The 19553-nt window shown below is 71.7% G+C and carries 19 protein-coding genes; 16 read left to right on the forward strand and 3 right to left on the reverse strand.

What is annotated here, in order from left to right:
- The first annotated feature begins 17 nt into the window (after window positions 1-17).
- On the forward strand, window positions 18-1274 hold the full coding sequence (locus HQQ88_RS16905) for an MFS transporter (protein WP_173170420.1): 1257 nt from the start codon (window positions 18-20) through the stop codon (window positions 1272-1274).
- Here the strand turns inward: HQQ88_RS16905 and HQQ88_RS16910 are convergent.
- Window positions 1180-1518 carry a YciI family protein gene (locus HQQ88_RS16910; protein WP_173170422.1) on the reverse strand — a complete coding sequence of 113 codons (339 nt, stop codon included), beginning with the start codon at window positions 1516-1518 and terminating at the stop codon, window positions 1180-1182. The genes HQQ88_RS16905 and HQQ88_RS16910 overlap by 95 nt on opposite strands.
- 147 nt (window positions 1519-1665) lie before the next feature.
- Here HQQ88_RS16910 and HQQ88_RS16915 point away from each other — a divergent pair, with 147 nt between their 5' ends.
- From HQQ88_RS16915 to HQQ88_RS16935, 5 genes are all read left to right on the forward strand, one after another.
- The gene (locus HQQ88_RS16915; protein ID WP_123939331.1) at window positions 1666-2340 is read left to right on the forward strand and encodes a peroxiredoxin-like family protein; all 675 of its coding nucleotides are present in this window, start codon (window positions 1666-1668) and stop codon (window positions 2338-2340) included.
- Window positions 2341-2350: 10 nt separating this feature from the next.
- A complete protein-coding gene (locus tag HQQ88_RS16920) occupies window positions 2351-3625 on the forward strand; it encodes a sensor histidine kinase (protein ID WP_173170424.1) in 1275 nt (424 codons plus the stop codon).
- Window positions 3607-4311 carry a response regulator transcription factor gene (locus HQQ88_RS16925; protein ID WP_173170426.1) on the forward strand — a complete coding sequence of 235 codons (705 nt, stop codon included), beginning with the start codon at window positions 3607-3609 and terminating at the stop codon, window positions 4309-4311. Before HQQ88_RS16920 ends, HQQ88_RS16925 begins: the two co-directional genes overlap by 19 nt.
- A gap of 329 nt (window positions 4312-4640) precedes the next feature.
- Window positions 4641-5522, forward strand: coding sequence for an ATP-binding cassette domain-containing protein (locus tag HQQ88_RS16930; RefSeq protein WP_173170428.1), 882 nt, complete (start codon window positions 4641-4643; stop codon window positions 5520-5522).
- Entirely contained in the window at window positions 5519-6595 is a 1077-nt protein-coding gene (locus tag HQQ88_RS16935; protein WP_132099822.1) for an ABC transporter permease, read from the forward strand. Before HQQ88_RS16930 ends, HQQ88_RS16935 begins: the two co-directional genes overlap by 4 nt.
- A 120-nt stretch (window positions 6596-6715) precedes the next feature.
- Here HQQ88_RS16935 and HQQ88_RS16940 read toward each other — a convergent pair whose 3' ends face one another.
- Together HQQ88_RS16940 and HQQ88_RS16945 are read right to left on the reverse strand one after the other, a co-directional pair.
- Window positions 6716-7219 (reverse strand): flavin reductase family protein, encoded by a 504-nt coding sequence (locus HQQ88_RS16940; RefSeq protein WP_123673676.1) that lies wholly within the window; start codon window positions 7217-7219, stop codon window positions 6716-6718.
- A complete protein-coding gene (locus HQQ88_RS16945; RefSeq protein WP_173170430.1) occupies window positions 7216-7731 on the reverse strand; it encodes an NADPH-dependent FMN reductase in 516 nt (171 codons plus the stop codon). Before HQQ88_RS16945 ends, HQQ88_RS16940 begins: the two co-directional genes overlap by 4 nt.
- 619 nt (window positions 7732-8350) lie before the next feature.
- Here HQQ88_RS16945 and HQQ88_RS16950 point away from each other — a divergent pair.
- The 10 genes from HQQ88_RS16950 to HQQ88_RS16995 are packed head-to-tail and all read left to right on the forward strand — an operon-like array spanning window position 8351 to window position 19543.
- Window positions 8351-9532: a sugar ABC transporter substrate-binding protein gene (locus HQQ88_RS16950; RefSeq protein WP_173170432.1), complete on the forward strand. Its 1182-nt coding sequence runs from the start codon at window positions 8351-8353 to the stop codon at window positions 9530-9532.
- The gene (locus HQQ88_RS16955; protein WP_248703865.1) at window positions 9529-11142 is read left to right on the forward strand and encodes a sugar ABC transporter ATP-binding protein; all 1614 of its coding nucleotides are present in this window, start codon (window positions 9529-9531) and stop codon (window positions 11140-11142) included. Before HQQ88_RS16950 ends, HQQ88_RS16955 begins: the two co-directional genes overlap by 4 nt.
- Entirely contained in the window at window positions 11142-12179 is a 1038-nt protein-coding gene (locus tag HQQ88_RS16960) for an ABC transporter permease (RefSeq protein ID WP_123341179.1), read from the forward strand. Before HQQ88_RS16955 ends, HQQ88_RS16960 begins: the two co-directional genes overlap by 1 nt.
- 55 nt (window positions 12180-12234) lie before the next feature.
- Window positions 12235-13335, forward strand: coding sequence for a pyrimidine utilization protein A (gene rutA, locus HQQ88_RS16965; protein WP_131846595.1), 1101 nt, complete (start codon window positions 12235-12237; stop codon window positions 13333-13335).
- Window positions 13332-14243: a carbon-nitrogen hydrolase family protein gene (locus tag HQQ88_RS16970; protein ID WP_132099820.1), complete on the forward strand. Its 912-nt coding sequence runs from the start codon at window positions 13332-13334 to the stop codon at window positions 14241-14243. The genes rutA and HQQ88_RS16970 overlap by 4 nt, the downstream gene beginning before the upstream one ends.
- Entirely contained in the window at window positions 14240-15916 is a 1677-nt protein-coding gene (locus tag HQQ88_RS16975) for an amidase (protein ID WP_173170434.1), read from the forward strand. Before HQQ88_RS16970 ends, HQQ88_RS16975 begins: the two co-directional genes overlap by 4 nt.
- A gap of 43 nt (window positions 15917-15959) precedes the next feature.
- Window positions 15960-17417, forward strand: coding sequence for an MFS transporter (locus HQQ88_RS16980; RefSeq protein ID WP_165932389.1), 1458 nt, complete (start codon window positions 15960-15962; stop codon window positions 17415-17417).
- A 46-nt stretch (window positions 17418-17463) separates the two neighbouring features.
- Window positions 17464-18087, forward strand: a complete 624-nt coding sequence (locus HQQ88_RS16985) for an isochorismatase family protein (protein WP_173170436.1) — start codon at window positions 17464-17466, stop codon at window positions 18085-18087.
- On the forward strand, window positions 18084-18728 hold the full coding sequence (locus HQQ88_RS16990) for a TetR-like C-terminal domain-containing protein (protein WP_132099817.1): 645 nt from the start codon (window positions 18084-18086) through the stop codon (window positions 18726-18728). Before HQQ88_RS16985 ends, HQQ88_RS16990 begins: the two co-directional genes overlap by 4 nt.
- Window positions 18725-19543 (forward strand): GntR family transcriptional regulator, encoded by an 819-nt coding sequence (locus tag HQQ88_RS16995; RefSeq protein WP_173170438.1) that lies wholly within the window; start codon window positions 18725-18727, stop codon window positions 19541-19543. The genes HQQ88_RS16990 and HQQ88_RS16995 overlap by 4 nt, the downstream gene beginning before the upstream one ends.
- The last annotated feature ends 10 nt before the right edge of the window (window positions 19544-19553 follow it).

A 19553-nucleotide genomic window follows, 5' to 3' on the forward strand; every position in this document is an offset into this window, starting at 1 on the left:
ACCCTAGGCTCTCAAAAGTGAAACGATCGTTTTCGTTACGACAGTGGGTGTTCCTCGGCAGCGGTCTGGCCCTGATCGCCGCGACGTACGGGCTGGTGCGCCTGGCGTTCGGCCTCTTCCTGCCCGACGTCCAACGTGACCTCGGCCTGCGCCCGGACGCCGCCGGGTGGGTCTCCTCGGGGGCCTCGGCGATGTACTGCGTCGGCGCGGTGGTCGGGTTCCTGGTCGCCGCACGCGTCCCCCGGGTGCTCGTCGCCGCAGCCGCCGGGGTCGCCGGGGTCGGTGCGCTCGCGATGGCAGCGGCGCCGGGGCCGTGGTCCTTCGGGATCGCTGCGGTGGTCGCCTCGACCGGAGCGGGGCTCGCGTCACCGGCCCTCGTGCAGCTCGTGTCGCGCACGGCGCCGGGGTCCGTGCAGGGAACGGCGCAGGCGGTCGTCAACTCGGGGACCGGCCCGGGGCTGATCGCCGCCGGGGCGCTCGCACTCGTGCTCCTGCCGGACTGGCGGACGGCTTGGGCGTGGTCCGGGGTCTTCGCACTCGTCGTCGGCGTCGTGCTGCTGGTGGTGTCCCGTGGGAGCGGGTCCGGCGGTGACCGACCAACCGCACCGGGGACGGCGTGGTTCGCGGTGCACCGACGGGTCATCGCGCTCGCGCTGCTCTTCGGTGCCGGATCGGCGGTCGTGTGGACCTACGGCCGCTCCGCGCTGGTCGACGCGGGCGCGCCCGTCGCGGTGTCGGTGTCGGCGTGGATCGCGCTCGGGGTCGGCGGTGCTGCGGTCGCCGTGACGGCTCGGTGGACGAGCGGACTCCGCGCGCGGACGCTCTGGGCGGTGACCGCGGGCGCCGTGGCGGTGGCCGTCGTCGCACTCGGTACCGCGCCGCAGTCCACGGCGGTCGCGATGCTGGCGTGTGCGGTGTTCGGTTGGGGCTACACAGCGGCCACCGGCGCGTTGATCGCCTGGACGACCGAACTCGACGCTGCGCGGTCGTCGGCAGGGACGTCGATGCTCTTCGTCGCGCTCGTGCTCGGCCAGGCCGTGGGATCGGCGGCATCGGGCGCACTCGTCGGCACGGCGGGCTACGCGGCGACGTTCGTGGTCGGGGCGCTCGTCACGGCGGCGAGCGCCGTGCCCGCCGTGGTCGGCAGGCGCGGAGGCACTCCGCACGGTGACGCCGCCGTCACAGCAGCGGACGCAGCTCGATCTTCCGGTTGCACGCCCGCGACGCCTCGTGCGCCACACGGAGCGCCGTCTCGGCATCCGGCAGCTCCATGACCCAGAAGCCCGCGACGAACTCGGCGCTGTCGGCCACCAGTCCGGGCGTGGTGTCCGAACCGCCGCCACGGGCGTCGACGACCGTGCCATCGGCGGGGGCGGACACCCCGGCGGCGAACACGACGGCATCGCCCAGGCGTTCGTTGAGGGCATCGACCGCAGTGGCCTCGGCCTGGGTAGCGGACTCCGTGCGACCGGCGGCGTCGGCCTGCCCGTCGTCGATGACGTTGACGAGGAACTGCATGGTGACTCTCCTGCTCGTTGGCCGGAGGCTACTCCCCGACCACCCGGTTCCGTGACGCTCCGTGACGAGCGACGGGACCGCGAGCCCCGGGACGTGCCTACGCTCCCTCCGACGGCGACCCGGCCGCCCACGACCACGGAGTACCCGATGCCCCACGACACCATCGCTCGTCGAGTCGACGAGTTCAACGACGGCTTCACCGCGCAGATCGGCCCCGAGCTCAGCGCCGTGTTCGATCGGGAACAGGCCGACCTGCGTGCCGACGGCGTCCCCGACGGTGTCCTCGCCGTCGGGGACGACGCCCCGGACGCTCCACTGCTGGACGCGACGGGCGCCGCCACGTCACTGGGCGCCGCGCGTGGTGACACGCCGACCGTGATCGTGTTCTACCGCGGCGCCTGGTGCCCGTACTGCAACCTCACGCTCCGCACCTACCAGCAGGAGTTGCTCCCCGCGCTGCAGGGACGCGGGGCACGACTCGTCGCCGTCTCGCCGCAGACCCCCGAGGGCACCGAGCAGTCGATCGCGAACGGCGAGCTGGCATTCCCGGTCCTGTCCGACCCGGAGAACGTGCTCGCCGGTCGGTTCGGCGTCGTCACGGCGCCGAGCACTGAGGCACGAGCAGCCCACACGGAGCTCGGGTTCGACGTCGCCGACAGCAACGCCGACGGAACCGCCGCGATCCCGTTCCCGTCGGTCTTCGTCATCGACGAGCACGGTGTCGTCCGGTTCGTGGACGTGCACGTCGACTACACGACGCGCACCGAGGTCACGACGGTCCTCGCGGCCCTCGACGGCCTGGACGGGGGCGGCACCCGCTAGCGTTTGCTGCATGGGGACGACAGCGGAGTGGTCACGGCTGCCCGTGGGGCGCCGCGAGCACCGCCAGGACGCCGTGCTCGCCCTGGTGCTCGCCGCCGGCCTGACGATCACCACCGTCCTGTACGGGGCGTCCGGCATCTACGGCGACGACCAGGCGGCCTGGTGGGTCTCGGCCCTGATGATCGTCGCGAACGCGGTCCCGATCGCGTTCCGTCGCCGGTTCCCGATGTCCGCTGCAGTGTTGTCCGCGCTGGCGTTCGCGGCCACGCAGCTCCTGCACGTGCCCGAGGTGTTCCTGGTCAACTTCACCCTGTTCATCTCGCTGTACTCCGTCGGTGCATGGTGCGCCGACCGGGTGCGGGCCGAGGTGGTCCGGTGGGTCGTCATCGGCGGGATGTTCGCGTGGCTGTTCCTCGCGATCTCGTTCGGCTGGGCGGTACCGAACGCACTGCCCAACGACGACGGCGCCCTCATCCCGCCGTACATCGCGTACTCGCTGCTGAACATCGTGATCAACGTCATCTACTTCGGCGCCGCCTGGTACGCGGGCAACCGGGCCTGGGCCTCGGCCGTCGCCCGACACCAGCTCGACGAGCGCACCGCGGAGCTGGCAGCCGAACGGGAGCGCAGTGCTGCCCAGGCCGTGACGATCGAGCGGGTCCGGATCGCCCGCGAACTGCACGACGTCGTCGCGCACCACGTGTCCCTGATGGGCGTGCAGGCCGGCGCTGCCCGACGGGTCATCGACCGTGATCCCGCGCAGGCGACGGCATCGCTCGGCGTGGTCGAGGAGAGTGCGCGCACGGCTGTCGAGGAACTCCGGCGGATGCTCGGCACCCTGCGGTCGGCGGACGAACCGGGCACCGGTGACCGCGGTGTCGGGGACGCTCCGAGCACCGAGGGCATCGCACGCATCGTCGAGCTCGCCGAGTCCGCTCGGGTCGCCGGTCACCCGACCGAGTACGTGGTCGTGGGCAACGAGCGTCCCGTGCCGCCGACGGTCGCCGCCGTCGCGTACCGGATCGTGCAGGAGGCCGTGACGAACGTCCTCAAGCACGCCGGCCCCACCGCCCGCGCGGACGTCCGGCTCAGGTACCTCGACGACGGCGTCGAGGTCGAGGTCACCGACGACGGGCACGGCGACCGTGCTGCGCGGAACACGTCGGGCAGCGGCCTCGGGCACATCGGCATGCGGGAGCGGGTCGCCGCCGTCGACGGACGGATCGAGATCGGGCCACGCGCCCGGGGAGGCTACCTGGTGCGGGCATGGCTGCCGACGACGTGAACGAGACGAACGACCTGAACGGCACGACCGACCTGACGATCGTGCTCGCGGACGACCAGGAGCTGGTGCGAGCCGGGTTCCGCGTGATCCTGGAGTCCGAGCCGGGGTTCCGCGTGATCGGCGAAGCCCCCGACGGTGCCCGTGCTGTCGAGGCCGTCCGGGCCCTGCGCCCCGACGTGGTGTGCCTCGACGTGCAGATGCCCGGCGTCGACGGGCTCGAGGCCGCTCGGCGGATCGCAGCGTTGCCGGACCCGCCGGCGGTGCTCATCCTGACGACGTTCGACAGCGACGACGCACTGTTCCAGGCGCTCGAGGCTGGTGCCAGCGGCTTCCTGCTGAAGAACGCCTCCCCCGAACGGCTGATCGACGCCGTCCGGACCGTCGCCGCCGGGGACGCCCTGCTCGCGCCCGACGTCACGCGCCGGGTGATCAGCCGAGCGACGGCCGCGCCGGTGGCGAGCGCGCGGACCGCGGACGGCGCGCTGGCAGCCGCCGGACTCACCGAGCGCGAGACCGAGGTGCTCCGGCTGCTCGCCCGGGGGTTCAGCAACGCCGAGATCGCCGCCGAGCTGTACGTCGGTGACGCCACCGTGAAGACCCACGTGTCGAACGTGCTGCAGAAGCTCGCGCTGCGCGACCGCATCCAGGCCGTCGTCTGGGCGTTCGAGCACGGCGTCGCCGGCTGACCGAGCCCGACTCGCCGACCGGCCGCCGCCGCGAAGTCCGACGTTCCACGAGACGTTCGACGCGTGGAACGTCGGAAGATGCACACGCATTGCGTGCGGGTGCATGTTCCGACAGAACGTGAGTCGTTCGACGCGTGGAACGTCGGAAGATGCACACGCATCCGGCCTGGAGGCACACCACGGCACCGCGGGACGACGCAGCCCGCCCCCTCCGCCGCGCGGTGGAGCCGACCACCCACCCAAGTCCCGCCGGATGGCGGAGGCGCCCCGTGCCTCCCGGCCAATAGCGTCGACGCAGGCGGCGCAGGCCGTCGCGAGAGGGGTACGACATGCTCACCATCGAAGGGGTGACCAAGCACTTCGGCGACCGCCGGGTGCTCGACGACGTGGGGTTCACGGTCGGCAACGGCCGCCTCACCGGGTTCGTCGGCGGCAACGGCGCCGGCAAGACGACCACCATGCGGATCATGCTCGGCGTGCTGCAGGCCGACGCGGGATCCGTCTCGATCGACGGCACCGCGGTCCGGCCCGCCGACCGCCGCCGTTTCGGCTACATGCCCGAGGAACGCGGGCTGTACCCGAAGATGCCGGTGGCCGAGCAGATCACCTACATGGCCCGGTTGCACGGCGTCGACAAGCGCGCGGCGACCACGCGGACCACCGAGTTGCTCGAACGACTCGAGCTGACCGGCCACGCCGACGACCCCGTCGAGAAGCTGTCGCTCGGCAACCAGCAGCGGGTGCAGATCGCCGCGGCCCTGGCCCATGATCCCGAGGTGCTGGTGCTCGACGAGCCGTTCTCGGGCCTCGACCCGATGGCCGTCGACACGGTGCTCGGCGTCCTGCGCGAGACCGCGGCGCGCGGGGCCCCGGTGCTGTTCTCGAGCCACCAGCTCGACGTCGTCGAACGGCTCTGCGACGACGTCGTCGTGATCGCGGGCGGCACGATCCGTGCCGCCGGCCCGCAGGACGAACTCCGCAAGCAGGCCGGGCCCGCCGCCTGGGAGCTGCTGGTCGACGGCGACGTCGCCTGGCTCCGCGACGAGCCCGGTGTGACGGTCCGCGAGTTCGACGGCGGCTACGCCGTCTTCGAGGCCGACCCGTCCACCGCCCAACACGTCCTGCAGCGGGCCGTCCAGCAGGGCACCGTCGGGTCGTTCGCCCCGCGGGTCCCGCGGCTCAGCGAGGTCTTCCGGGAGGTCATCCGATGAACGACTCCTTCGTGCAGGCCGTGCGGCTCGTCTCCGCACGCGAGATCCAGGCACGCATCCGCAGCAAGGCCTTCGTGGTCTCCGCCCTCATCCTGATCGGCATGGTCGTCGCGTCCATCGTCGTCGGCGGCATCGTCGGCAAGGCCACCGCCGACGACACCACGCCGGTCGCCGTGGTCGACAGCGTCTCGCTGCCCACCACGAGCGGGCTCGACGTCACGAAGTCCGGTTCCGTCGCCGACGCGGAACGGCTCGTGCAGAACGGCGACGTCGACGCGGCGATCGTGCCGTCCGACGACCCGCTCGGCTACAAGGTCGTCGGCCTCGACGAAGCCCCGACCGACGTCGTCTCCGCGCTGAGCGTCACACCGCGGATCGAGCTGCTCGACCCGGACGCGCTGCCCGGCGGACTCGTCTACCTCATCGCCATCGCGTTCGGCGTCGTGTACTTCGCCTCGGCCGTGACCTTCGGCCAGTCGATCGCGCAGAGCGTGGTCGAGGAGAAGTCGACCAGGGTCGTCGAGATCCTGATGTCCGCGATCTCGGCCAGGGCGCTGCTCGCCGGTAAGGTCCTCGGCAACAGCGTGATGGCGTTCGCGCAGATCGTCGCCGTGGCCATCGCCGCCGTCGTCACCCTGGCGGTGACCGGGCAGGACAACATGTTCTCGATGCTCGGCCCGAGCATCCTGTGGTTCGTCGGGTTCTTCGCCGTCGGCTTCGTGCTCATCGCGTCGCTGTTCGCCGCGGCGGCCGTGCTCGTGTCGCGTCAGGAGGACGTCGGCAGCGTCACCACGCCGGTGATGATGCTCGTGATGATCCCGTACATCCTGATCATCGTCGCGTACAACAACCCGACCGTGCTCGGCATCATGTCGTACGTTCCGTTCAGTGCACCGATCGGCATGCCGATGCGGATCTTCCTCGGCACGGCCGAGTGGTGGGAGCCGATCCTGTCGCTCCTGATCGTGGTCGCCGCGGTGGTCGTGGTCGTCCTGGTGGGCGCCCGCGTCTACGAGAACGCGCTGCTGCGGACGGGCAGTCGCGTGAAGCTGACGGAGGCGCTGCGCGGCTGACGCCGCGGTGTGGACGGGAGGCCCGGATCACGTGAGCAGATCGGCTCACGTGGTCCGGGCCTCCTGTCCGTTGCCCGGTGCCGGCCCGGCACGCAGCGTCGGTCCGGCACGCAGCGCAGGTCAGGCGCTCAGCGTCGCGAAGGCGGACCGGTGCCAGACCAGCGGGCTGTGCGCGAAGTCGGACATGAGTCCGAGCACGCGGAGCACGACGATGTCGTGGTCGCCGGCCGGGTAGGTGTGCTCGACCGAGCACTCCAGCCAGATCGGCGCCCCCTGCAGGAAGACCGCTCCCGTGTCGGCGACCGTCGTGTCGACCCCGACGAACCGGACCGACTTGTCGCGTGAGGCGAGCTGCCGCGTGACCTGCGCGTGCCCCTCGCCGAGGATCGAGACGCCGATCGTGCCGGCGTCGCGGAGCACCGGCCACGTGGTCGAGGTGTGCTGCACCGCGAACATCACCAGCGGCGGGTCCTGCGAGACCCCGACTGTGAACGACGACGCGACGAGCACGGTCGGTTCGCCGTCCACGACGGCGGACAGCGCGGCGACACCGCAGGGGAAGCCCGAGAACGCCTGCTTGAGTGCGGAGAGGTCCGGGGCCTCGGTGGAGTAGGGGCTGATCATGACGCGGTTCCTTCCTGGTGGCGGGCGGTCGCACCGACAACGACGTCCCGCCAACGGGCGAGCCAGACGTCGGTCGATGCGGGGTCCGAGTACTGCTTGTCGTTCAGGTACAGGGCGGGGGCGGGGACGGTCGCGCCGAGTTCGACCAGCACCGGTTTGAGGAAGACCTCCGGGGCGAGCGCGTGGGCCGGACCGGCACCGAGCATGAGCGGTACCGCGACGACCCCGGCGAGTCCGTCACCGGTGCCGAACTGGTCGAGGAACAGCTTGAGCACACCGGTGTAGGTCGCCTTGAACGTCGGCGACGCGACGACCACGAGGTCGGAGCCGGCGACGGTCCGGACGGCGTCGGACACCGCCGTGTCGCCCCAGCCGAGCAGGCCGGCGCCGAGGTCGATGACGTCGACGACGTGGTCGGGGGCGCGACCGGTGAGGCGTTCGAGCACGACCGTCGCGGCGTCGAGCGTCCGTGAGGCCGGCTTGGGGTTGCCGGCGACGACGGTGGTGATCATCGGGGTGCTCCTGTCGTGGTGGTTGGTGCTGCGGTCGTTGGTGCAGTCCACCGCTCGTTCGTTTCGCCGTCGTACCGGATCCGTATCGGCTGGGTTACGCCAGCGACCCCCGGACCGGCAACACCGGAATGTCCCGGTCAGCCGGGCTGTGCGTCCGGGGGCCCGGGGCATTCCGCCAGCCGCCGTGCGCGGCCGTCGCCTGCGAATTGTGAGAGCGCCGTTACCGGAAGTCGCCTCGGATGCGTCCAGCGTGTTTCGCCCCGCCGTCGCCGCCCCGTCACCGCCCGGATCCGCGCGTGCACGGGCCTCGGTGGCGCAGTCGTCCCCCGCGGAACCACGCGGCGGACGCCCCGCGCGCACCATCGCGACGGGTGGCCTAACACCAGCGAAACAAACGCCTAACAGGACCGTTACCGGGCGACCGCCTGCTGGCTCCCCGCTGCCGTTACATTCGCATCAGCCCCACTGCAGCGGCCGGCGTCACCCCGACGCCCCGCCGCCGCCGGTGAACGTCTCCCGGCTCCCTGCACACGCCACCCCGCGCCGCGGGGTGTTCGTCGTACCCGCTGCAGCTTCCCCGCACCTTCCCTGCTCCACCCGTCCAGGAGGTCCCCGACCGATGTCGTCCCCCGCACCGTCCCGAACGCGTCTCCCCCGCCCCGCGCTCCTCGCCGCCGCACTCTCCGGCGTGCTGTTCCTGTCCGCCTGCTCGGCCACGTCGACCGCATCGACGACCTCCGGCGACGACACCGCCGGGGTCGAGCACGCCACGAGCCAGATCGAGGCGGCCAGCGTCGACCCCGAGTTCACCTTCGAGGGCGAGCCCTTCGACATGTCGGGGATCGCCGGCAAGACGATCTTCAACATCCCGAACTCGTCCGCTGTCCCCTTCATCACCGCGGTCGACGAGGCCGGCGAGAAGGTCGCCGAGCAGTACGGCGCGAAGTGGATCGAGTACACGAACCAGGGCACGCCCACCGAGCACTCCGCCGGCATCGACCAGGCGATCAGCCGCGGCGCCGACATCATCGTGCTGGCGCAGGGCGTCAACGGTGAGCTCATCGTCCCGGCGCTGAAGCGTGCGAAGGCCGCGGGGATCCCCGTGCTGATCAGCCACACGTACCAGACCGGCGAGGCGCTGCCGGACCAGCTGCAGGACCTCGTCGCCGCGCAGGTGACCGCCCCGTTCCACGAGGCCGCGAAGCTCAACGCCGACTGGGCCATCAAGGAGACGAAGGGCCAGGGCGACGTCCTGATCATCACGTCCTCCGAGGTCCCCCCGTCGGACGGCATCGTCAAGGCGATGCAGGACGAGTTCGAGGCGCAGTGCGACGGCTGCAGCGTCAAGGTGACGAACGTGCCGGTCGCCGACTGGGCGACGAAGATCTCGTCGACGGTGCAGTCCGCCGTGCAGTCCAACCCGAACCTCGACTACGTGCTGCCGGTCTACGACTCGATGACCCTCTACGTCGAGGCCGGCGTGACCGCGGCGGGCAAGACCGGCCAGGTGTTCACCTCGTCGTACAACGGCACCCCCGCCGTGCTGAAGATCCTGCAGGACGGCAGCGTCCTCACGATGGACATCGGCGAGAACATGGAGTGGCTCGCGTACGCCACGCTCGACCAGGCCGGCCGCGTCCTGACCGACACCCCGATCATCGAGGACGGTGACGAGAAGACCCCGCTCAAGGTCTTCACGAAGGACAACGTCGACGAGACCGGCACCCCGCCGGCGCCGAGCAAGGGCTACGGCGACGCGTACAAGACCGGGTACGAGGCCATCTGGGGCGCGGCCGAGTGACCGCCGTGCCGGTGCTGCGGATCAGCGGACTCACGAAGCGCTTCGGCGGACTGACCGCACTCGACGACGTCGACCTCGAGGTCCTGCCGGGCCAGGTCCACGCGCTCCTCGGCGAGAACGGCTCCGGCAAGTCGACCCTCATCAAGATCCTGTCCGGCACCTACGCGCCGGAGCCGGGAGCGACGATCGAGGTCCGTGGTGCCCGACTGCCACTGCCGGTGCCGCCCGGGTACTTCCGCCGCGTCGGGATCAGCTTCGTCCACCAGGACCTCGCGCTCGTCCCGTCCCTGGGCGTGACCGAGAACCTGCGGCTCGCGACCGTCGTGGCCGGCCGGGGCCCCTTCGTCCGCTGGGGCGCCGAGCACCGCGCCGCCGCCGAGCTGTTCGCGCGGTACGGGGTCGACATCGACCCCCGTGCACGGATCGACGAGCTCTCCGACACCCAGAAGGCGCTCGTCGCGATCCTGCGGGCCGTCGCCGAACTCGGTGACGACCGCGCGCTCATCGTGCTCGACGAGCCGACGGTGTTCCTGCCGAAGGAGGACGCCGACCTGCTGTTCCGGGTCGTCAAGGACCTCGTCGCGGACGGCCGCACCTCGGCACTGCTGGTGTCGCACGACATGTCGGAGGTCCTCGAGCACGCCGACCGGGTCACCGTCCTGCGGGCCGGCCGGGTCCAGGCACACCGTGACACCGCCACGACGACGGCCGAGGAACTCGTCGCGCTCATCGTCGGACGCGGGCTCGACGGCGCCGCCGCCAGGACCCCTCGGCCGGCGACCACCGGTGACGCCGTCGTGGCGGTCCGCGACCTCCGGGTCGGTGTCGTCGACGGCCTGTCGTTCGACGTCGCCGACGGCGAGGTCGTCGGCATCACCGGCCTCGCCGGCTCCGGGGTCGAGGACGTGCTGCCCGGCCTGTACGGCGCACGACCCGCGACCGGATCGCTCACCGTGCGGGACGACGGGGTGCAAGCCGCCCCGATCGACCTGACCCGGGTCTCGCCCGGTTCCTCCATCGCCCGCCGTGTCGTGTACGTCCCCGCCGACCGCAAGCGCGAGGGCGGGGCGCTCACCCTGTCCGTCGAGCAGAACGTCACGCTCCCCGTCCTCGGGAAGCTCCGAGGGCTGCTCGGCCTCTCCCCCGCACGGGAACGGTCGCACGTCGCGGGACTCGTCCGTGACTACGACGTCCGACCCGCCGACCCGTCCGCCCTGTTCGGCACGCTGTCCGGCGGCAACCAGCAGAAGGCCGTCCTGGCGAAGTGGATGCAGGACGACCCCCGGCTCGTGCTGCTGCAGGAACCGACCCAGGGCATCGACGTCGGCGCCCGCGCGGCGATCTTCTCGATGCTCCGCCGGAGTGCGGAGCAGGGCGTCGCCATCGTCTGCGCGTCCACCGACTACGACCAGCTCGCGCAGCTGTGCGACCGCGTCGTCGTCCTCGCCCACGGCCGCGTGCACGACGTGCTGACCGACGAACGCGTCGACCGCGACGTCATCGCGGCCGCCGTCGTGGCGAGCCTCGTCGACGCGGCCGAACCCGCTGCTCCGTCCGCCGCTGCTCCGTCCCCTGCTGCTGTTCCCTCCCTCGTCAAGGAGAACGCCTGATGTCCACCACCGCCGACCCCGTCCTCGAGACCTCGATCGTCCGTCCGACCCGCCCGCGCTTCTCATGGGGGCACACCGAGCGCTACGCCCTGCTCGGTGCCTGGCTCGTCATCGTCATCGCGTTCAGCATCGCGCTGCCCGACACCTACCCGACCCTCGGCAACCTGCAGAACATCCTCGGGTCCCAGTCGGTCCTGCTCATCCTGGCGCTCGGGTTCCTCTTCCCGCTGACCGCGGGCGAGTTCGACCTGTCCGGCGCCTCGACGATGTCGCTCTCCGCCATGACCATCGCCGTGCTCAACGCGAAGATGGACGTCCCGCTCGTGCCCGCGATCGCCGCCGGTCTCGTTATCGGCGTCGTGGTCGGGCTCGTCAACGGCCTGCTCACCGTCGGGTTCCGCATTGACTCGTTCATCGTCACGCTGGGCACCTCGACGTTCATGATCGGGATCATCCAGTGGATGAGCGCCTCGTCGTCGGTGACGGGCATCGACCCCGCGCTCGTGCAGGCCACGGTCGGGTGGCGCGGGCTCGCCGGCCTGCCGCTGGCGTTCGTGTACGGCCTGATCGCCACCGTCGTCGTCCTGGTCGTGCTGAGCGCCACCCCGGTCGGCCGACGGCTGTTGTTCGTCGGCACCGGTCGCACCGTCGCCGAACTGTCCGGGCTGAACGTGCGACGGCTCCGGGTCGGTGCGTTCGTCGGCGCCGGCCTCACCGCCGCGGTCGCCGGGGTCGTCTACGCCGGCACGCTCGGCGGCGCGGACCCGTCGAGCGGACAGTCGTTCCTGCTCCCGGCGTTCGCCGCCTGCTACCTCGGCGCGACCGCCATCATCCCGGGCCGGTTCAACGCGATCGGCACCTTCATCGCCGTGTACTTCCTGTTCTCCGGGGTCGTCGGCCTGCAGATGCTCGGCGCGGACAACTTCGTCCAGCAGCTGTTCTACGGCGGCGCCCTGATCGTCGCCGTCGCCGTGTCGCAGACCATCCGGCGGCACTCCGTCGCGACCGCCGCCAAGGCCGCCGCGAAGCGTTCCTGACCCACCTCGTCCTCCCCCTCCCTGCTCGACACCCACCACAGAAAGCGAGTCCCCCATGGACATCGGAGTCTTCATCCCGATCGGCAGCAACGGCTGGCTCATCTCCACCACGTCGCCCCAGTACAAGCCGTCCTTCGACCTGAACCTCGAGATCGTGCAGAAGGCCGAGGCGTACGGCTTCGACTTCGCGCTGTCGATGATCAAGCTGCACGGGTACGGCGGCCCGAGCGGGTTCTGGGACGAGAACCTCGAGTCGTTCACGCTGATGGCCGGTCTCGCCGCCCGCACCGAGCGGATCCGCCTGTTCGCCACCACCGCGGTCCTGACGATCCCGCCGGCGATCGCGGCGCGCATGGCGGCGACGGTCGACTCGATCTCGCACGGTCGCTTCGGCCTGAACCTCGTCGCGGGGTGGCAGAAGGCCGAGTACGACCAGATGGGTCTGTGGCCCGGCGACGACGTGCACTTCAAGCGCCGCTACGCCTACCAGACCGAGTACATGCAGGTCATGAAGGAGCTGTGGGAGCACGGCGAGTCCGACTTCAAGGGCGACTACTTCACGATGAACGACTGCAAGATGCTGCCGAAGCCGACCGGACACATCCCGATCGTCTCGGCCGGCCAGTCGTCGCAGGGCATGGCGTTCGCCGCCCAGTACTCCGACTACAACTTCTCGATGGGCGTCGGCGTGAACACCCCGACCGCCTACGCCGACCAGAACAAGGCCCTCATCGAGGCGCGGGCGAAGACCGGTCGTGACGTCGGCTCGTACGTGCTGTTCATGATCATCGCCGACGAGACCGAGGAGGCCGCCCAGGCCAAGTGGGCGCTCTACAACGACGGCGTCGACGTCGAGGCGATCTCGTGGATGACGGGCCAGGCGCTCACCGACACCGAGGGTGAGGAGGGCAACACCGCCAAGCGGATCTCCCTGCCCGAGGGCGCCGTGAACATGAACATGGGCACGCTGGTCGGCTCGTACGAGCAGGTCGCTGCGATGCTCGACGAGGCCGCCGTCGTCGAGGGCACGAAGGGCATCATGGTCGTGTTCGACGACTTCCTGCAGGGCATGGACGACTTCGGCACCCGCATCCAGCCGCTGATGCGCACCCGCGAGGGCGTGGAGTCCGTTGCTCCGAGCGCGGTCACCGCATGAGCGCCGCAGGGAGCCGACCGGTCATCGAGGTCGCGGTCGTGCAGGCCGGACAGACCCCGGCCGACGGCGACGTCGCGCTCGACGAGCTCATCGCCCTGTTCGAACAGGCGGCCGAGGGCGCCGACCTCGTCGTGTTCCCCGAGCTCTGCACCACGCCCTACTTCTGCGGCGTGGTCAACGACAGCCGCAAGGCCTGGGCGCAGCCCGTCCCCGGCCCCGCAACCGCACGGTTCGCAGCGGCGGCGAAGCGTCTGGGCACCGCCGTCGCCTTCGGCCTGTACGAGGACGCGGGCGACGCGCAGTACAACAGCGCCGTGCTCATCGACGCCGACGGCACGCTCGTGCACGGCACCGACGTGCACGGCGAGCAGGTGGCGTCGTACCGCAAGACCTCGATCCCGACCAACGCGATCTCCGACGTCGACGAGAAGCACTACTTCGCCGCCGGCTCCGGGCCGGTCGTGTTCGACGCGCTCGGCACCCGCTTCGGGATGCTCATCTGCTACGACCGGAGCTTCCCGGAGTACTGGCTCGCATCGCGGGCCGCCGGTGCCGAGGTGATGCTCGTGCTCGTGTCGTCGATGGGCTTCCGCGAGACCCTGTTCACCCAGGAACTGCAGGTCCGCGCGCTCGAGACGCAGACGTGGATCGTCGCCCCGAACCGCGGCGGCGAGGAGACCGTCGACGGCAAGACCGTGAGCTACTTCGGTCGGTCGTCGGTCGTCTCACCGCGGGGCGACCTGGTCGTCTCGGCACCGGCCCACCAGGCGGGGCCGATCATCCGGGCCACCATCGACGTCGGCGAGGTCGCCGCGGCACGCCACGACTTCCCGCTCGGACGCGACCGCCAGCCCGGGGTGTTCCGGTACCTCGCCGACGCCCACGCACCGGCGGCGGTCCCCGCGTGACGGACGTCGCCGCCGTGGTCCGCGGCACCATCGCCCCGCAGCTCGACCGGGCGCTGGCCGCCAGCCGCGCGAACCCGCTGCCGGCAGCCCCGTCGTCGCTGCGCGCGGAACCGGCACACAGTGCGCAGCTGTTCGGCCTGCTCCTGGGCGCAGCGATCGAGGCGGCCCCGGCCGTGGCGGCGACACCGGGCACGGGCGCCGACACGACCCCGGCCCGGCCCGCAGACGCGCCGTCGGCGTCCCGCCCCGCCGCCGCCGACCCCGCCGCTGCCACGGTCGTCGAGCTCCTCGACGCCTACCGTTCCGGCACCACCACCCCGTCCGCCGTCCTGGCCGCACTCGCCCCGCACTGGACGAGCGACGACGTCTGGTCGGACGCGGTCCTGCGCCTGGTGGACGGAGCCGAGGCAGCCGCCGCCGAGTCCACCCGCCGCTGGGCGGACGACGAGGCCCGGCCGCTCGAGGGCATCCCGTTCGCCGTGAAGGACATCATCGACGTCGCGGCGACGATCGTCACGAGCGGCTCGCTCCAGACCGGCGACCGTGTGGCCCCGGCCGACGCGACCGTCGTGGCCCGACTCCGTGCAGCCGGCGCGATCCCCGTGTTCACGGCGGCCACGACGGAGTTCGCCTGCGGGGGGCCGCACAACGCCCGCTACGGTGCCGTACGGAACCCCTGGGACCCCGAGCGCTGGACCGGTGGCTCGTCGACCGGGTCGGGTTCGGCGCTCGCCGCCCGGATCGTCCCGCTGGCGCTCGGATCGGACACCGGCGGGTCGATCCGCGTGCCGTCCGCACTCTGCGGCACCACCGGCATCAAGCCGACCTACGGCCTCGTGCCGCGCACCGGGGTCGCGAGCCTGTCGTGGACCCTCGACCACGTCGGACCGATGGCCCGCTCCGCCGAGGACCTCGCGCTCGTCCTGGCGGTCATCGCCGGGTCCGACGGCGAGGACCCGACGACGTTCACCGCCGTCCCGCTCATCGAAGCGGCACCGGAACGGGTCGAGGAGCTCCGCATCGGGGTGCCGCGCGGCTGGTTCACCGAACGCGTCGACACCGCGGTGCTCGACGCCCACGCCGCCGCGACCGAGCAGTTCCGCGCCCTCGGAGCGGCCCTCGTGCCGATCGAGTTCGACGACCTCGAGTCGATCGACGCGGAGTGCTGGACCGTCTTCTACGGCGAACTCGCCGCGAACCAGGAGGCCAACGCCGCCACGGCCGACCTGTTCGACGCCGGGACCCGAGCCCGGTTCGACGTGTCGTTCCTGCCGACCGCGGCGGACTACCTCCGGGCGCTCCGCCGCCGCCCGCTCGTGCAGGCCGCGATGGTCGCGCGGATGGACGAGGCGGGCGTGGACGTGGTGCTCACCCCCGGCATCGGGGCCACCGCTCCGCGACTCGACGACCTGACGATGTCCGTCGACGGTGAGCGGTTCAACCTGCACGACGTCATCCCCCGGAACACCCGCCTGTTCGACTACGTGGGGTTCCCGGCACTGATGATGCCGGCGGGTACCGCGCCCGACGGTCTACCCGTCGGCGTACAGCTCGTCGCGCGGCCGTGGGACGACCGCCTGGTGCTGTCCGCGGCCGCCGCCTTCCAGCGGGTCACGACGCACCACCGCCTGGTGCCGCCGTCGTCCGCCGTGCGAGGGCCGACCGATCAGTAGCCGCACCATCGACAAGGGCGCCGCCCGACGACGCGCCTGGCAGGTGCTCTGCGCCTCGAGCCTGAGCGTCGTCCTCGTCTTCATCTCCTCGAGCGCCCTGCTCGTCGCGCTCCCCGACGTCAGCCGCGACCTCGACGCCAGCGCGGTGCAGTCCAGCTGGGTGCTCCTCAGCTACATGCTCACCACGACCACCCTGATCCTGGTCTTCGGACGGATCGCCGACCTCGTCGGTCGGCGCCGCCTGTACATCGCCGGCATCCTCGTCTTCCTGCTCGCCTCGCTCGCGTGCGGGTTCGCCCCGGACGCCGCCGTCCTGCTCGGCGCCCGGCTCGTGCAGGGCGTGGGTGCGGCGGCCATCGTCACGAACACGACCGCACTGCTCACCGACGTCTTCCCGGAGTCGATCCTGTCGCTCGGCCTCGGCCTGAACGCCACCGTCGCCGCGGTGGGGCAGGTCATCGGCCCGGTCGTGGGCGGGTTGGTCGCCGAGTCCTTCGGGTGGCGCTGGATCTTCCTCGCCGGTGTGCCGATCTCGCTCGCCGGACTCGTCTGGTCGCTCCGGTTGATCCCGCACAGCACCCGTCCCCGTTCCGGCGAGCGCCTCGACGTGCCGGGGTCGATCCTGTCGGTCGCGGCCGTCGGCCTGCTCGTCGGTGCCGTCTCGATGGGCGGCTCGATCGGCTGGTCGGCCGTGCCCGTCGTGGCGATGGCCTCGGGCGCAGTCGTCCTCGGCGGCGTGTTCGTGTGGACCCAGCGCCGGGTCGCGCACCCCCTGGTCGACCCGGCGATCTTCCGCGACCGCGCCACCATCACCCTGTTCTCCGCAGCTGGTCTCTGCGCCCTGTCCAGCTACGCACTGGTGCTGCTGGCATCCCTGTCGTTCCAGGCCGTCGACGGCAAGGACGCCGTCGAGGCCGCCCTCTGGGTGCTCCCGACCCCGATCGGCACGACCGTCGCCGCCGTGACCGCGGGGTTCCTCGCCCGTCGCGTGGCCGCCAGGACCCTGTCGACCATCGGCATGCTCCTCATCGCCCTCGGCGCCGCGGTGCTCGCGGTCTCCCTCGCCGACGGCAGCGCCTACGTCGTCACCGCCACCGGCCTCGGCGCGGTCGGGGTCGGGACGGGCGTGTTCATGACGCCGAGCACGTCCGCACTGATGACCCGGGTCCCGGAACACCGACGCGGCATCGCCAACGCCATCCGCTCCGCCCTGCAGAACGCCGGCTTCCTGTTCTCGACGGCCCTCGGACTCGCGATCGCGACGGGCGGCCTGTCCGCGTCCCAGGCGGCAGCCGCCTACGACGGCAGCCTGCTCGGCCTGCCGGCCGGCGACGTCCAGGTGTTCGTCGACGGCGTCCGCGCCGCAGCGCTCACCTTCGCCGGCTGCGCGGCCCTCGGTGCGCTCATCGTCGCGTTCGGTCCGTTCGGACCACCCGACCGGGAGGCACCACTCCGGCCCGACAGGTCGGGTCCGGTCCCCGAGCCGGGGGCGTCCACGTGACCGTCCCCACCCTGGCAACGACCACCCACGACGGAAGCAGGACCCCATGACCGACGACCACCAGGACTACGCGGCGGCCGGGTTCACCGGCGCGCTGCAGCCGGGACGACGCGCTGCGCTCGTCGTCGTCGACCCGGTCCGCGCCTACGTCGACCCCGACTGCGGGCTCTACGCCGGGGTCGAGGAACCCGTCGAGCGGATGCGGGAGCTCACGATCGCTGCCCACGCCGCCGGGGTGCACGTGGCGATCACCACCATGGCGCTGTCCGCCGACGGGTCGAACGCCGGGGTGTTCTTCCGCAAGGTGCCGGCGCTCGCCGCGTACCTGCCTGGGGCGTCCACGGGGGCGTTCGTCGACGGGCTCGAGCCCCAGGACGGGGACACCCTGGTGCCCAAGCAGTACCCGAGTGCGTTCTTCGGCACCTCGCTGGCTGCCGACCTCGTCGCCCGCGGTGTGGACACCCTGTTCATCGCGGGGCTGTCGACGAGCGGGTGCATCCGCGCGACCGCCACGGACGCCATGCAGCACGGGTTCGTGCCGATCGTCGTGCGCGAGGCGGTGGGCGACCGGTTGCCGAGCGTGCACGAGGCGAACCTGTTCGACATCGCCGCCAAGATCGGCGAGGTCTGGAGCATGGACCGGGTCCTCGAGCACTGGGACGCGGCATGAGCCCCGCGACGAGCACGGTGACGAGCACCGCGGCGCCGGTCCGCGGTCGGCCTCGGAGTGCCGCCGTCGGCGAGGCCGTCTACACGGCGTGCGTGGAGATCCTGGCCGAGGGCGACCCGCGCGCGTTCACGATCCGGGCCGTCGCCGACGCGGCCGGGGTGGGGGCGGCGACGATCTACCGGCGGTGGTCGAGCAAGGAGGTGCTGCTCACCGAGACCGTCATCCGGTTGATGGAGGAGCACATCCCCACGATCCAGGACGCCCCGATCGCCGAGGGGGTCCTCGGGCTCACCCGAGGGTGGGTGCACGCCCTGGTCGCGACGCCGGTCGGCCGCGCACTCCCGCTCATCGTGGAGACCGCGTCGCACGAGCCGCGCGTCGCCGAGGCCGTCACCGAGTGGCACCTGGACCGGCGGCTGCGGGTGAACGCGATGCTGCAGCGCGCGATGGACGCCGGCGACCTGCGTCCGGACGTCGACCTCGGCATCGCCGTCGACCTGCTCGGCGGACCGACGTTCTACCGACGCGTGTTCGTCTCGCTCGACATCCAGGCGCCCGACTACCCGGTGCGCCTGGCCCGGGAGTTCCTGCGGTGGGCCGGCTGGACCGGCGACGTCTCGACGGTGGGGGTGGCCTCGTGACCGGGATCGTGCCGGAGGAGTTCGCCCCGACCGCGGCCTGGACCGACATGGGCGTCGGGACGACCCCGTCGGCGCCGGGGCACTGGATCGGGTTCAACCGACGTTCCGACGCAGCGCGCCAGGTGTCCGACCTGATCCGGGCCGACATCGTCGCCGGCCGGTTCACCGGCCCGCTGCCCTACGAGTGGGAGCTGCTCGACCTGTACGGCACGACCAGGAACGTCCTGCGGGCTGCGCTGACGTTGCTCAAGGAACAGCGGCTGCTCACCCGTGCACCGCGATCCGGCACGTTCGGTGTCCGGCCCGTCGCCTCGGTGAGCCTGGCCCGCACGTCCGACGAGGTCACGATCTACGGCGAGACGGCCGGCGGCAGCGTGTTCGAGTCACCCCGGCTCAGCATCGTGCACCTGTGCGTGCAGCAGGTGACCGCGCCGGAGACCGTCCGACGCAACCTGCAGATGACCAGCAGCAGCGCGTTCTTCGTCGAGAGCCTCATCTCGTTCGACGGCGAACCGAGCCGGGTCCGGACGAGCTGGGTCCCGCACGAGCGCTTCCCCGACCTGGTCGCCGAACCGCTCACCGAGTACGTGCCGGACGTGCTGGTCCGGAAGGCCGGTGCGCGTCCGGAGGCTCGACGCTTGCTGCTGAGCACCGTGAACGCCGACCAGTGGACGGCCGACCTGCTGGACATCGATCCCGGGCAGGCGATCTTCCACATCGAACGGCTGATGTGCCTGGCGGACGGGACGCCCGTCGAGTACGGGTTCTCGCGGTACCGCGGCGACCGGGCGGTGATCGACTCGCGGATCATCTGACGCCGGCGCG

The organism is Curtobacterium sp. VKM Ac-2861 (assembly GCF_013204965.1).
Classification (GTDB): domain Bacteria; phylum Actinomycetota; class Actinomycetes; order Actinomycetales; family Microbacteriaceae; genus Curtobacterium.

Bases quoted from the DNA above. Each gene is read 5' to 3' on its own strand.
- HQQ88_RS16910 (WP_173170422.1), bottom strand. From the start codon at position 1,518: ATGCAGTTCCTCGTCAACGTCATCGACGACGGGCAGGCCGACGCCGCC.
- HQQ88_RS16915 (WP_123939331.1), top strand. From the start codon at position 1,666: ATGCCCCACGACACCATCGCTCGTCGAGTCGACGAGTTCAACGACGGC.
- HQQ88_RS16920 (WP_173170424.1), top strand. From the start codon at position 2,351: ATGGGGACGACAGCGGAGTGGTCACGGCTGCCCGTGGGGCGCCGCGAG.
- HQQ88_RS16925 (WP_173170426.1), top strand. From the start codon at position 3,607: ATGGCTGCCGACGACGTGAACGAGACGAACGACCTGAACGGCACGACC.
- HQQ88_RS16930 (WP_173170428.1), top strand. From the start codon at position 4,641: ATGCTCACCATCGAAGGGGTGACCAAGCACTTCGGCGACCGCCGGGTG.
- HQQ88_RS16935 (WP_132099822.1), top strand. From the start codon at position 5,519: ATGAACGACTCCTTCGTGCAGGCCGTGCGGCTCGTCTCCGCACGCGAG.
- HQQ88_RS16940 (WP_123673676.1), bottom strand. From the start codon at position 7,219: ATGATCAGCCCCTACTCCACCGAGGCCCCGGACCTCTCCGCACTCAAG.
- HQQ88_RS16945 (WP_173170430.1), bottom strand. From the start codon at position 7,731: ATGATCACCACCGTCGTCGCCGGCAACCCCAAGCCGGCCTCACGGACG.
- HQQ88_RS16950 (WP_173170432.1), top strand. From the start codon at position 8,351: ATGTCGTCCCCCGCACCGTCCCGAACGCGTCTCCCCCGCCCCGCGCTC.
- HQQ88_RS16960 (WP_123341179.1), top strand. From the start codon at position 11,142: ATGTCCACCACCGCCGACCCCGTCCTCGAGACCTCGATCGTCCGTCCG.
- rutA (WP_131846595.1), top strand. From the start codon at position 12,235: ATGGACATCGGAGTCTTCATCCCGATCGGCAGCAACGGCTGGCTCATC.
- HQQ88_RS16970 (WP_132099820.1), top strand. From the start codon at position 13,332: ATGAGCGCCGCAGGGAGCCGACCGGTCATCGAGGTCGCGGTCGTGCAG.
- HQQ88_RS16985 (WP_173170436.1), top strand. From the start codon at position 17,464: ATGACCGACGACCACCAGGACTACGCGGCGGCCGGGTTCACCGGCGCG.
- HQQ88_RS16990 (WP_132099817.1), top strand. From the start codon at position 18,084: ATGAGCCCCGCGACGAGCACGGTGACGAGCACCGCGGCGCCGGTCCGC.